The 13,453-nt window shown below is 36.8% G+C and carries 9 protein-coding genes; 7 read left to right on the top strand and 2 right to left on the bottom strand.

Annotated features, from left to right (window positions below; genetic code table 11):
* The first annotated feature begins 197 nt into the window (after positions 1–197).
* Positions 198–3,215, top strand: a complete 3,018-nt coding sequence (locus BM203_RS08515; protein ID WP_090092849.1) for an SLAP domain-containing protein — start codon at positions 198–200, stop codon at positions 3,213–3,215.
* A gap of 149 nt (positions 3,216–3,364) precedes the next feature.
* On the opposite strand, the gene pyrE is transcribed toward BM203_RS08515, so the two are convergent.
* Positions 3,365–4,000, bottom strand: a complete 636-nt coding sequence (gene pyrE, locus BM203_RS03660) for an orotate phosphoribosyltransferase (protein ID WP_090092848.1) — start codon at positions 3,998–4,000, stop codon at positions 3,365–3,367.
* The gene (gene pyrF, locus BM203_RS03655; protein WP_090092847.1) at positions 4,000–4,707 is read right to left on the bottom strand and encodes an orotidine-5'-phosphate decarboxylase; all 708 of its coding nucleotides are present in this window, start codon (positions 4,705–4,707) and stop codon (positions 4,000–4,002) included. The genes pyrE and pyrF overlap by 1 nt, the downstream gene beginning before the upstream one ends.
* A 238-nt stretch (positions 4,708–4,945) precedes the next feature.
* Here pyrF and BM203_RS03650 point away from each other — a divergent pair, with 238 nt between their 5' ends.
* The 6 genes from BM203_RS03650 (at position 4,946) to carB (ending at position 13,245) form a co-directional block, all read left to right on the top strand.
* Complete coding sequence (locus BM203_RS03650) at positions 4,946–5,869, top strand: dihydroorotate dehydrogenase (RefSeq protein WP_090092845.1); 924 nt, start codon at positions 4,946–4,948, stop codon at positions 5,867–5,869.
* Between the two features lie 184 nt (positions 5,870–6,053).
* Positions 6,054–6,593 carry a bifunctional pyr operon transcriptional regulator/uracil phosphoribosyltransferase PyrR gene (pyrR, locus tag BM203_RS03645; protein WP_090092843.1) on the top strand — a complete coding sequence of 180 codons (540 nt, stop codon included), beginning with the start codon at positions 6,054–6,056 and terminating at the stop codon, positions 6,591–6,593.
* 160 nt (positions 6,594–6,753) lie between these two features.
* The gene (locus tag BM203_RS03640; protein WP_090092842.1) at positions 6,754–7,710 is read left to right on the top strand and encodes an aspartate carbamoyltransferase catalytic subunit; all 957 of its coding nucleotides are present in this window, start codon (positions 6,754–6,756) and stop codon (positions 7,708–7,710) included.
* Positions 7,710–8,984, top strand: coding sequence for a dihydroorotase (locus BM203_RS03635; RefSeq protein WP_090092840.1), 1,275 nt, complete (start codon positions 7,710–7,712; stop codon positions 8,982–8,984). Before BM203_RS03640 ends, BM203_RS03635 begins: the two co-directional genes overlap by 1 nt.
* Positions 8,985–10,070, top strand: a complete 1,086-nt coding sequence (locus BM203_RS03630) for a carbamoyl phosphate synthase small subunit (protein WP_090092838.1) — start codon at positions 8,985–8,987, stop codon at positions 10,068–10,070. It begins immediately after the preceding gene.
* The gene (gene carB / locus BM203_RS03625; RefSeq protein WP_090092837.1) at positions 10,063–13,245 is read left to right on the top strand and encodes a carbamoyl-phosphate synthase large subunit; all 3,183 of its coding nucleotides are present in this window, start codon (positions 10,063–10,065) and stop codon (positions 13,243–13,245) included. Before BM203_RS03630 ends, carB begins: the two co-directional genes overlap by 8 nt.
* Positions 13,246–13,453 lie beyond the last annotated feature (208 nt).

The raw sequence follows: 13,453 nt of genomic DNA, 5'->3' as shown, positions 1-13,453 counted from the left end.
TTCTCAAAAAAAGTTTAAAATCGTTATTTAATAATACAATATTTTTTATATATTTACTATTGATATTTATTTTATACCAATTATATTATTGACTTAATTGAATGTTTTTATTAAACTTAATGTGTAACACATTATAGTAATGTTGCAAAATATAATTAAGTAATGGTTATGAATAATAACTAGGAAAGAGAGAAGTTATGTTAGGAAAAAATAATTTCAATGAAAAGTTAAATAAAATAGAAAGGCAATCTAAGCATGATCGGTTTTCTATTAGAAAATTAACAGTTGGAGCTGCTTCAGTACTTATCGGATTGAGCTTCGTTGGGTTAAGTTCTCAAACTGCCAAGGCTGATACAATTAGTCCAGAAACAGATACCGCTGTAGTTGGTGAAAATGAAGTAACGGTAACCAGCCCTGACGTAAAAGAAAAAGTAGTCTCTAGTGCCACTAACACAGAAACTACTTCAAATGAAACAAAGAATGAATCTAAATCTAATGTAACATCATATCAGGGTTTAAAGACATTCTTAAAATTTTCTAGTAATGAAACCAATGAATCTGTAACTCCAGATTCTGCCAACATTACCAAACAAGATGATACTACAGATAAGTCTAAAATTCAAACAGATAAGTCTGAAAGTCAAACAGATAAAGCTAATATCACCATGGTGGCTGATGAGATTAATACTTCTAATGTTAGTACTGCCGAGGGCTTTGTTACTGCTATGGGAAGTGGAGATAAGCATTATGTAAATTTGCTAGGAGATGTTGAGATTCCACATGGATTTACTGATACTTGGCTCAACAAATTAGGTGAAATTGGGGTCAAAGGAGATAAGATTATTGATGGTCAGGGACACACTTTGAACCTGAATGATAATCAATTAAGTGGTAATATTATTCAATCTCTAGGATTACCTAATATTACGTTTAAGAACATTACCATTAATGGTACGGGGGCTTATTTGACTCATTTACCGATAGTTAACAATATTCCTTGGACAACTATTGGTGATTTTGGGAAAATCACTTTAGACAAAGTAATTACTAATGGAATTACTTTTGGTGGCGGGCTTGATTCACAATTGATTAGTGTTAGCGTTAACGTAATTGGCGATTCAACCATTAATTATAAAAGTAATAATAAGAATTCAAAAAATTCAACCTTGTTTGATGGGAATTTAATTGTTAATGATGGAGTAAATTTGGCTGTTAATGCGGGAAATTTAGTTCAGTTGTTTAATGGAGAACTAATGAACACCATCAATAATTTGATTCCTGATATTAGCCATGTTAATAATAAAGATGACCTGATAAATGCAATTAAAGGTATAAAACTAGGTTCTAAATTTACAATAGGTAAAAATGCAAATGTAAATGTTTATCTTGATTCTACTGTAACAAGACTTTGCGAAAATACTTTACTAAATATTGAAGTTAATGATGGTGCAAGATTAAAATTAGTTGACAACGCTCCAGCAATTAAAGCAGAATTGCTAGATCCATTAGCTAACTGGGTATTTCTTTCTGCAAATAACCCTGCATCCGTAAAAATTATAAGTACTAATCCAGATGTTAAGCGTCCCCAAATTCGCTATTTAGGTACGGATATAACAGGTAAAAATATTGGCATGTCTGACATGGCTTTGCGTAAAAACTGGGTTCTAACTGCCACTCATTCAAACTTGATGGCATTAGCACTTCATAAAATTCCAATTGCCTCAGATATTATTGATACTATTTTGCCACAATTAAATCTTACTGGTTTAAATGAAACTTTAGTTAATGATTATCAAACTCCACTTAGTTTAATTAGTAAAAAAGGTAAAGCAAATAAAACATTTACAGACTTTGGTACTATGAAAGATCTGGAAAATTATTGTTCATTTTTGAATGGACCATTATTTGATGCAAGTGGAGTACCTATTCTCAATAAATTAGAGGGTGGTGAGCTTGCCGAAAAAATTAATAGGCTTTTAGGTATTAAAACGGTTCCTGGACTTCAGCTTGGTACTGATTTAGATGATGTTTTAGCTAAAACCGGAGCTGGAATTTATGATGTTACAAGTCTTAAGCAAACTGCTAAAAATGGTAAGGTCAGTTTAGGTAAAGATATACTTACTATAAACAATTCTGTTGACGGCACATCAAGCACAATTGATGCTTTATCTAATACTAAAGTGATTACTGGGGTACAATGGGTACCTGGTAAAGCAATGGATAATCAAGGAAATGTGATAGACGGTGGTGTTATAGCAGCTGCTGACGGTACAATAATTGATGGTGCTAAAGATACTGATGTAAGTAAGCAACTAGGCAACGCTATAGTTCATGTCGATTATTCTGATAATACTTACGATGAAGTACCTGTTCAGGTTAAGGTAGAAACAGCTACGAATGGTGGCACAAACGGCGGCACTAACAACGGTGGCACAAACGACGGCAGCAACAACGGTAGCACAAACGGTGGCACTAACAACGGTGGCACTAACGGCGGCACCAACGACGGTGGCGCTAACAACGGTGGCACAAATGGCGGCAGCAACAACGGTGGCACCAACAACGGTAGCACAAACGGCGGCGCTAACAACGGTGGCACAAACGGTGGTACTAACAACGGTGGCACAAACGGCGGCAGCAACAACGGTGGCGCTAACAACGGTAGCACAAACGGTGGCACTAACAACGGTGGCGCTAACAACGGTAGCACAAACGGTGGCGCTAACAATGGTGGCACAAACGGCGGCAGCAACAACGGTGGCGCTAACAACGGTAGCACAAACGGCGGCACCAACAACGGTGGCACCAACAACGGTGGTGATATAAACAAAAATTCAAACGGTACTGATGTAACTAAAGTTGCTGTTAAAAAGGTTATACGACATACTGCATATGTTTATGATTCAAATGGAACTCGTTTATCTAAAAAGTATACTTCATGTACTAAAGTAAATACTTTTGGCACAAAATTTATTAAAGGTCGGAAATATTATAATTTAGGTAATGATAAATTTATTATTGCGACAAACATTGATGGTACTTTAAGAAAGTTGAAGCACAATTCATATGTTTATAATAATAAAATAAAACGTATAAAGAAGAAGACAATTAAAAAGGGTAAGTATATACGTACATATGGTAGTGCTGTACGGTTAACTGGTAAGAAGTATTATATAGTTGGTGCTAATAAATACGTTAAAAAAGCTAACTTCTAAAATAATAAACAACTATTTTTCATTATTCTAACCTAACATTTATCCTATAATATATAATTATATTGAAAAAACGCTTGATATTTTCAAGCGTTTTTTTATTATCCAATATATTAAAGTTATTGTTACCCAAAAATATGGTATTAAATTGGCTAATTAAATTTTTCGCCCCATTTCCATGGGTCTTGATGCCAACTTTTTAGGGCATCATATTCAGAAGCAGTTATATAATTTAATTCTTTTTCTTTCTTTAATAATTCGGGGTATGTTAATAATGATATAAAATCAACTGTAGCATTGTTAAAGTTTTTCTTAGTATCATTCAAAAAATAGGTGAAAATTGATGCAACCCCTAGAACATTGCCACCTTCTTTTTTAGTAGCGGCGACAGCGTTTAACACTGAACCACCGGTGGTAATTAAATCGTCAATTAAAACAATTTTATCATTAGTAGTAAAAAGTCCCTCAATTTGTTTTCCTTTTCCATGGTCTTTGGGTTTTGGACGAACGTAAATCATTGGTAAATTAAGTTTGCTGGCTATCCATGCGGCATGTGGAATGCCTGCAGTAGCAACCCCACCAATAATTGAAACATTAGGATACTTTTCTTTAATTAAGGCAGCTAAATCGCTAGCAATCCAATCACGCAGGTCGGGGTAAGCGACAGTTAGACGTAGGTCGGTGTATATCGGTGAAAGCATCCCACTAGCATAGGTAAAAGGCTTATTAGGAGAAATAGTAATAATTTTGTGATCAACTAAATTTGTAATAATTTTTTCTTGGTACATCAGTTAAACTCCTTTTTAATGATTTGATAAACAGACGCTGGATCTGTAGCAGTAGTAATAGGTCTGCCAACTACAATTGCACTTGCGCCATAATCTTTGGCTTGCTTTGGCGTGGCAACCCTTTTTTGGTCACCATTTTGATTATTGGCTAAACGAATTCCTGGCGTTACGTAGAGAAAATCAGTACCAATAATTTTTTGCAAGCTTGTTACTTCAAGTGGAGAACAGATGACGCCATCAGCACCGGCTTTTTTAGCTGTTTGAGCGAGACTAACTACTTGTTTGGTCATTGATAAAGAACAGTTCTGTTCATTTCGTAAAATAGCATCTGAAATTGAAGTTAGCTCAGTGACTGCTAATAATTTTGGCGGCTTCATACCCTTAGGTGTGCCCGCAACTAACCCTTTTTTGGCCGCCATAATCATTTCGCTACCGCCTAGTGCGTGAATAGTAATACAGAATACGCCGAGTTGAGCTAATTGTTTAGCCGCACGATAAACTGTATTAGGAATATCATGTAGTTTTAAGTCTAAAAAAATGTGATAACCTTGCTCCACTAATTGTTTAACAAAATGCGAGCCAGAATGATAAAAAAGTTCCATTCCAATCTTTAAATAAGTTTTGTCAGCTGATCCTAATTTCATAAGTAAATTTTGAGCATCTTCTTCTCGATCATAATCTAAAGCAATAAATACAGCTTTTTCCATTGCCAACCTCCATCAAAAAAGCCTATTTTGGTACAGTGCGCATCAAAATAGACTTTTATAGTAATTAAGTCATGTTGAACTTGCGGTCTCACTGTACCGTTTAAAGTTTACTAATACCGAGCTTACCACCTTATTGGACAAAATACAATAGATTTTTAGCTAGTAAAAATCAAAAAAAGGTGTAAAATAAGCCCCGAAATAATTGTAATGACAGAGAGCATTCATTTTGGAGGGAAATATGGTCAATCTTAATGTTAAATTACCCGGTCTTAAATTAAAAAACCCAGTTATGCCAGCAAGTGGGACCTTTGGCTTTGGCGACGTGGCTGCTGCCCAAAAATATGATTTAAACAAGTTAGGGGCACTGGTAATTAAAACGACAACACCTAACAAGCGTGTAGGTAATCCGCAACCACAGATTGCGGTTTTAGATGATGGAGTTTTAAATTCGGTTGGTTTAACTAATCCAGGCGTAGAGCAAGTAATTAATGAAAAACTAGTAGCGCTAAAGAAACTCTATCCAAATTTACCAATTATTGCTAGTGTTGGAGCTGAAGATGAAGCGGGTTATTTAACGGTGGCCAATCAACTAAGTCAAGCTCGCTTAGTTGATGCTTTAGAAATAAATCTATCTTGTCCCAATGTTGCCCAAGGAGGAATGACTTTTGGTGTCCATCCTAAAATGGTAGTACGGATTACCTCAGCTATTAAACAAAAAGTTAAGTTACCAATTTATATTAAATTAACACCGAATGTGACTAATATTCAGGAAATTGCTCGTGCTGCCGAAGATGGTGGCGCAGATGGGCTAGTTCTTATCAATACAGTTATGGGCATGCGCATTGATATTGCTTCGCGCAAACCATTACTTGGGAATAATATTGGCGGTTATTCTGGTCGTGGCATTAAGCCTATTGCCCTTTATTTGGTACATCAAGTTCGAGTAGCTACGCAGTTGCCAATTATTGGTATGGGTGGCATTGAAACGGCGAGTGATGTAGTTGAGTTTATGCTAGCTGGAGCAAATGCGGTTGAAGTTGGTAGCGCTCATTTTCATAATCCGTTAGTTTGTCCCGAGATTATTCAAGCTCTTCCTCGAGTACTTGATGATTTGGGCGTTAGTGATATCAATGATTTGGTTGGTCAGGTAAAATTTAACTAAAAGGTCGCTCTTGCTTTTGGTTGACAATCTAAATTTTCGCACGTATATTATAAATATATATCGTCCTTAAAATTAGTCCCGTGAGGCTAACAAGGCAAGCTTAATTAAGTATTAACTTTCTAGTAAGCACCTAGTCTCAAGGTAGATTAGGTGCTTTTTTAAGGCAAAATAGATAGGAGAAAACATGGCAAAAGAAATTTGGGATGCGTTAACGATGAAACGGGCTTTAACGCGAATTACTTATGAAATAATTGAGCACAATAAAGGGACTGAAAATTTAGTATTAGTTGGTATTAAGACTCGGGGAGTTTATTTAGCTCAACGAATTCATGAACGAATTCAAAAATTAGAAGGAGTCGATGTTCCTCTAGGTCAGTTGGATATTACACTTTATCGTGATGATCGCCATGATGCATCTTTACCACAAGAGCCAGTTGTCAATTCAACTGCAATCGATGTTGATATTACCAATAAAAATGTTGTTTTAGTTGATGATGTTATTTTTACTGGTCGTACTATTCGCTCAGCCATGGATGCGATTATGGATTTGGGTCGTCCAAGTTCAATTGCGGTGGCCGTACTAGTTGATCGCGGGCACCGTGAATTGCCTATTCGAGCAGATTTTGTCGGTAAAAATATCCCGACTTCTTCCCATGAACAAGTTGCAGTAAATGTGGAAGAAATTGATCATAAAGATAGTGTAGAGTTAAAACCACTGTCATAAATTATTATAATTCAGCCATTTAATTGACTTCAGAGAGGGTCAGAAGGGTTTGAGTTTTTTTGCTGCTTGTATACTAAAATTTAGTCAGCTTAAAACCCTTTTGCTAAACCTGAAGCATAAATTAGCTTCAGGTTTATTTTTTTAAGAAAGCGTCTAAATTATGAAAACTAAAAATTTTGTCACTCTATCACACTTTGTTAATGTAGAAAATTTATCAACAGCTGAAGTTTTAGCTCTTATTGAACGGGCAGAATATTTTAAAAATGGTGGCGCTACGTCAAAATTAAGCCAACCAGTATATGCAACAAATATTTTTTTAGAAAATTCTAGTCGAACAAGAACAAGTTTCGAAATGGCGGAGCGCAAATTAGGCTTAACCGTAATTCCATTTGATTCAGAACATAGTTCAACTAAGAAAGGTGAAACTCTCTATGATACTTCCTTGACTATGGCTGCGCTAGGAGTTGATTTAGAAGTTATTCGCCATTCGCAAAATGAATATTATCAAGAATTGATTCACCCAGATAACGAGCATCACTTGCAAATTGGAGTAATTAATGGTGGAGATGGTAGCGGTCAGCACCCATCACAATGTATGCTTGATATGATGACTATTCATGAGCATTTTGGTCATTTTAAAGACTTAAAAGTGGCAATCGTAGGTGATATTAGCAATTCCCGCGTTGCAAAAAGTGATATGGAACTATTAACACGCTTGGGGGCTCAGGTTTACTTTTCGGGACCAAGTTATTGGTATGATAGTGAATTTGATCAATATGGTGAATATCAAGAGCTTGATCAATTAGTGAACCAAGTTGACGTGATGATGCTCTTGCGGGTGCAACATGAACGCCACGAAGGTGATCCAAATGAACAAAAATTTGATGCAAAAAAATATCATGAAGATTATGGAATTAACCAGCGTCGTTACGCTGACCTGAAAGAGCAAACCATTATTATGCATCCCGGTCCAATTAATCGTGGGGTTGAACTAGCTGATGAATTAGTTGAAGCACCTAAAAGTATGTTTTATCGGCAGATGCAAAATGGAGTTTTCATGCGTATGGCGATGCTTGAAGCGGTGATGCGCGGACGCAAATTAGGAGGGCTAAAATAATGGCGCTTGTCATTAAAAATGGTACGATTTTTGTTAATGGTCACTTAGAGCAAGGCGATTTATTAATCAATCATGGTTTAATCTCAGCTATTGGCCATAATTTAACCGCAGATCAGGTAATAGATGCTACAGACAAATTAGTTAGTCCAGGGTTAATTGATCTTCATGTTCATTATCGTGATCCGGGCCAAACTGCAAAAGAGAATGTTCAAACTGGTTCTTTAGCTGCAGCTCACGGTGGTTTTACCACTGTTGGGGCAATGCCTAATGTTGTTCCTGTACCTAATGATGCTGATTTAATGACACAAATGGTCACTAATAATAAAGCAAACGGAGTAGTTCGTATTTTGCAATATGGCCCAATTACCGTCAACGAAACAACTGACGTATTTCCTGATTATGCCGCACTTAAAAAAGCTGGCTGCTTTGCCCTAAGTAATGATGGGCACGGCGTACAAGATGCCCAAACAATGTATCTTGCAATGCAAAAAGCTAAAGCTAATGATTTAATTATTGCTGAGCATGCTCAAGATGATAGTTTGTTCAATCTAGGTGTAATTAATGAAGGTGAAAAAGCCAAGGCTTGGAGTTTGCGACCAATTACTGAATTAGCGGAGACAACACAGATTGCGCGTGATTTATTACTAGCGCAAAAAACAGGAGTTCATTATCATCTTTGTCATGTATCAACGGCAACTAGTGTAGAACTAGTTCGTTGGGCCAAAAAGCAAGGGATTCATGTTACTTGTGAAGTTACGCCGCATCATTTACTTTTAAATGAACAAAATATTATGAGTAACAATGGCAATTATAAAATGAATCCGCCGTTACGTAGACCAGAAGATCAAGCAGCTTTGATTGACGGCTTACTAGACGGTACGATAGATCTCATCGCTACAGATCATGCACCGCATACAAAACAAGATAAAAGTGGGGGCTTTGCTAAAGCAGCTTTTGGCATTACAGGTAGCGAGACGGTCTTTAGTCAGTTATATACACATTTTGTTAGAACTAATATTTTTACGCTTGAGCAATTACTCAATTGGCTTACTCTAAAACCTGCTCAAGCTTTTGAACTAAAAAATACTGGCCGTATTGGTCTAAATCAACCAGCTGACTTAGCAATTTTTGATTTAAAAAATGCTAGTGTAATTAATGAAACCAACTACCAATCTAAAGGGAAAAATACACCATTTACTGGACAAACAGTTTATGGACAAACTGAACTAACCATGGTTAATGGTCAGATAGTTTACCAAAAGAAAGGCAATTAAATGAAATACTTAATTTTAGAAGATGGCAGTATCTACGCAGGTGAAGGTTTTGGTAGTAATTGTGAAACACAGGGTGAGGTTGTGTTTACTACAGGGATGACAGGTTACCAAGAAGCAATTACTGATCAATCATATGCTGACCAAATTTTGGTTTTTACTAATCCGCTAATTGGTAATTATGGTATTACCTTGGCTGATTATGAATCGCTTGAGCCTGGCATTAAAGGGGTAATTTGCCATCAGTTAGCGCGTTATCCCGATAATTGGCGCATGCAAACTACGCTACCGCATTTTTTAGAGCAACTTGATATTCCGGGAATTCAAGGAATTGATACTCGTATGTTGGTCAAAAAGTTACGCCAATTTGGGACGATGAAAGGTCAAATTTGCAATAGTCAAAAGGATGCTGCCAAAGTCATAGCTAAGCTACGTGCGACTAATGTGACTGCTGGGGTAGTAAAGCGAGTGGCTACGACAAAGTCTTATCCAGTTCCAGGCTCTAAGCGTAATATTGTAGTGGTTGACTTTGGCTTGAAAAATAGTATTTTGCGTGAACTTAGTAAACGTGACTGTAATTGTATTGTAGTACCTTACACAACTTCTGCTGAAAAAATTTTAGCCCTTCATCCCGATGGAGTTTTGCTTTCCAATGGACCGGGTGATCCATTGGAAATGCAAGATGCGATAAGAATGGTTCAGCAAGTTGAGCAGCAAATTCCTTTAATGGGTATTTGCCTCGGACATCAGATTTTTGCTCTAGCCAATGGGGCTAAAACTTATAAGATGAGATTTGGTCATCGGGGTTTTAACCATCCGGTCCGCGAAATTGCTACAGGAAATATTGGTTTTACTTCGCAAAATCATGGTTACGCAGTTAAAGCAAGTTCAATCGATGTAAGTCAATTGTTAGTGACCCATGTTGAGATCAATGACGGTACAATTGAAGGGTTACAACATAAAAAATATCCTGCCTTTTCAGTACAGTTTCATCCTGATGCAACTCCAGGTCCCCATGACGAAGAAGGAATTTTTGATTATTTTATGCAAATGATTGATCAAAGAAAGGAAAAAGAACTTCATGCCTAAAAGAACAGATATTCACAAAATTATGGTTATTGGGTCAGGCCCGATTATTATTGGTCAAGCCGCGGAATTCGATTATTCAGGTACGCAAGCGTGTTTAGCCTTGCGCGAAGAAGGATATGAAGTTATTTTAGTTAATTCCAATCCGGCAACGATTATGACGGATACAACCATTGCAGATAAAGTTTATTTAGAACCACTAACTGTCACAGCTATTTCGCGTATCATCCGGCGGGAATGTCCTGATGCAATTTTGCCAACGCTTGGTGGGCAAGTGGGGTTAAATATGGCACTTTCGCTAGCAAAAAGTGGTATTTTAGCTGAATTGAACATTGAATTGTTGGGAACTAAATTAGAGTCAATTGAGCAGGCAGAAGATCGGGAACAATTTAAAGAGCTTTGTCAAAAGTTAGGTGAACCTGTTCCACCATCAGAGAGTGTTAAAACCGTTGAAGCTGCTTTAGCTTTTGGTAAAAAATGTGGTTATCCGATTATTGTACGACCGGCTTTTACAATGGGGGGAACAGGTGGTGGCATCTGTAATGATCCAACTGAATTAGCCCAAGTTGCTAAAAATGGTCTAGAATTATCGCCAGTAGGCGAATGTTTGATTGAACGCTCAATCGCTGGTTATAAGGAAATTGAATTTGAAGTTATGCGTGATCACGATGATCATGCCATGATTGTTTGTTGTATGGAAAATTTTGATCCAGTAGGAATTCATACTGGCGATTCAATTGTTTTTTCACCTGCTCAAACTCTATCAGATAAGGAATATCAATTACTACGTGATTGCGCATTACGGCTGATTAGAGCTTTGAAAATTGAAGGTGGCTGTAACGTTCAACTGGCTTTAGATCCAAATAGCTTTGCTTATGATGTGATTGAAGTTAACCCACGAGTTTCACGCTCGTCTGCCTTGGCGTCGAAAGCAACGGGTTATCCCATTGCCAAAATGGCAGCAAAGATAGCAATTGGGATGACACTAGATGAAATCAAAAATCCAGTAACGGGGACAACTTATGCTGAATTTGAACCAGCCCTTGATTATGTGGTTTGCAAGATTCCACGGTGGCCATTTGACAAATTTACTAAGGCTGATCGGATTTTAGGTACCCAAATGAAGGCGACAGGTGAAGTCATGGCAATTGGACGTACTGGTGAAGAAGCCTTTCAAAAAGCTGTGCGTTCTTTAGAAATTGATCAAAAAGACTTTTTTGCGCCACAAGCGCATCAAGCAAGTGATGAAGAATTAGAACAAAAATTAGTCAAGGTACAGGATGATCGCCTTTTTTATTTAGCAGAGGCCTTTCGCCGAAATTATTCTATTTCTGATCTACATGAATTAACTAAGATTAATTTTTACTTTTTAGACATTGTAAAGCATCTTGTTGAATTAGAACAAACCATTCAGGCTCATCCTAAAGAGATTGCAACTCTCAAGTTAGCCAAAAAATACGGTTTTAGTGATCAGACAATTGCTAATTTTTGGCAAGAAGATGAAAGCAGCATTCGTCAATTGCGTAAAGCAAAGGGGATTGTTCCGGTTTATAAGATGGTTGATACTTGTGCGGCAGAGTTTGCTTCGCAAACGCCATACTTTTATTCAACTTATGATACCGAAAATGAAAGTCAAACAACTACTCGAAAATCAGTTTTAGTAGTTGGCTCGGGACCAATTAGAATCGGTCAAGGGGTTGAATTCGATTATGCCACCGTTCACTGTGTTAAAGCCTTGCAAAAGATGGGTTACGAAGCAATTGTTATTAATTCTAATCCGGAAACGGTTTCAACTGATTTTTCGATTTCAGATAAATTATACTTTGAGCCATTAACCTTAGAAGATGTGCTAAATGTTTGCGATTTAGAACAACCGGAAGGGGTAATTATTCAGTTTGGTGGACAAACGGCAATTAATTTAGCTGCAGGACTTGAAAAAGATGGTATTAAGATATTAGGAACTAGTGTTGCTAATTTAAATCGCGCAGAAGATCGTGAGTTGTTTGATCAAGCAGTTAAAGAACTGCAGTTAAAGCAGCCACAAGGAATTACAGCAACTACTCATGAAGGTGTGATGCAAGCAGCAGAGCAGTTAGGCTATCCAGTATTAGTACGGCCGAGTTATGTTCTGGGTGGTAAAGCAATGGAAATTGTTTATACTCCTGCAGAATTAACGGATTATTTGCAAAATCATGTTGATATTGCTGCTAGTCATCCAATTTTAGTTGATGATTATCTTGATGGGCGTGAATGTGATGTTGATGCAATTTGTGATGGTCAAAACGTGCTAATTCCAGGTATTATGGAACATATTGAACATGCAGGCGTACATTCAGGTGACTCGATGGCGGTCTATCCAGCCCAAACTTTTTCACCTGAGATTAAACAAAAAATTGCTGAAGTAACTAAAAAATTAGCCTTAAAACTTAACTGTCATGGGATTATGAATCTGCAGTTGATTGAGCGCAATGGTGAAATTTATATTATTGAAGTTAATCCACGTGCCAGTCGAACAGTCCCATTTTTAAGTAAAATTACAGGGATTGAAATGGCGCAAGTGGCAACTCGAGTAATTATGGGGCAAAGTTTGCAAGCGCAAGGCTATACTGGCGGCTTAGCACCTGAACCCAAGATGATTAGTGTCAAGGCACCGGTCTTTTCCTTTAGTAAGTTAACCGATGTCGACAGTTATTTAGGTCCTGAAATGAAATCAACTGGTGAAGTTATGGGGAGCGATTTAAGTTTTCCTAAGGCTTTATATAAGGCTTTTGCTGGTGCTAATATGCAAATTCCAGATAGCGGCAATGTTTTATTGACTATTGAAGATCGTGATAAAAAAGAAGTTTTGCCAATTGCTAGTCGTTTTGCCCAGATTGGGTATCGTATTTTTGCTACTAGTGGCACCGCTAGCTATCTTAAGCAACATAATTTAAATGCAACTGTAGTAAATAAAATTCATGCAAAAACTGATGATAATATCTTGATTGAATTTAAAAATGGTAAAATCGATTTAGTAATCAATACGATGGGGCACGATGTGGCCAAGAATTCTGACGGTTTTATTATTCGCCAAGCGGCAATTAATCAGAATATTCCATTGATTACTAGTTTTGATACAGCGCGTGCACTGCTTATTGCTTTAGAGAATCGTTCATTTTTGACTACTAGTTTAAATTAAAATAATGCTTTAAATATTATTCCTAAGCTAAGGTTTATATTTAAAGCATTTTTTAGTGAAGGATAATAATAAGCAGTAATTTATTTGCTTTGGTTTTTTGATAAAAATAGCGTTTACATAATTGACCCGTTATTGTACAGTTAAATATATTAGAAATTTAGATGATTACGTAAATTTTTTTAAAAAAAGAATTTCAAAATAATTCTGG

The organism is Lactobacillus bombicola, assembly GCF_900112665.1.
GTDB classification, from domain to species: Bacteria; Bacillota; Bacilli; order Lactobacillales; family Lactobacillaceae; genus Lactobacillus; species Lactobacillus bombicola.
The sequence above is the reverse complement of the archived record's forward strand: the minus strand, read 5'-3'. Positions and strand labels throughout refer to the sequence as shown.

Bases quoted from the DNA above. Each gene is read 5' to 3' on its own strand.
- BM203_RS08515 (WP_090092849.1), top strand. From the start codon at position 198: ATGTTAGGAAAAAATAATTTCAATGAAAAGTTAAATAAAATAGAAAGG.
- BM203_RS03635 (WP_090092840.1), top strand. From the start codon at position 7,710: ATGGCGCTTGTCATTAAAAATGGTACGATTTTTGTTAATGGTCACTTA.
- pyrE (WP_090092848.1), bottom strand. From the start codon at position 4,000: ATGTACCAAGAAAAAATTATTACAAATTTAGTTGATCACAAAATTATT.
- pyrF (WP_090092847.1), bottom strand. From the start codon at position 4,707: ATGGAAAAAGCTGTATTTATTGCTTTAGATTATGATCGAGAAGAAGAT.
- carB (WP_090092837.1), top strand. From the start codon at position 10,063: ATGCCTAAAAGAACAGATATTCACAAAATTATGGTTATTGGGTCAGGC.
- pyrR (WP_090092843.1), top strand. From the start codon at position 6,054: ATGGCAAAAGAAATTTGGGATGCGTTAACGATGAAACGGGCTTTAACG.
- BM203_RS03630 (WP_090092838.1), top strand. From the start codon at position 8,985: ATGAAATACTTAATTTTAGAAGATGGCAGTATCTACGCAGGTGAAGGT.
- BM203_RS03640 (WP_090092842.1), top strand. From the start codon at position 6,754: ATGAAAACTAAAAATTTTGTCACTCTATCACACTTTGTTAATGTAGAA.
- BM203_RS03650 (WP_090092845.1), top strand. From the start codon at position 4,946: ATGGTCAATCTTAATGTTAAATTACCCGGTCTTAAATTAAAAAACCCA.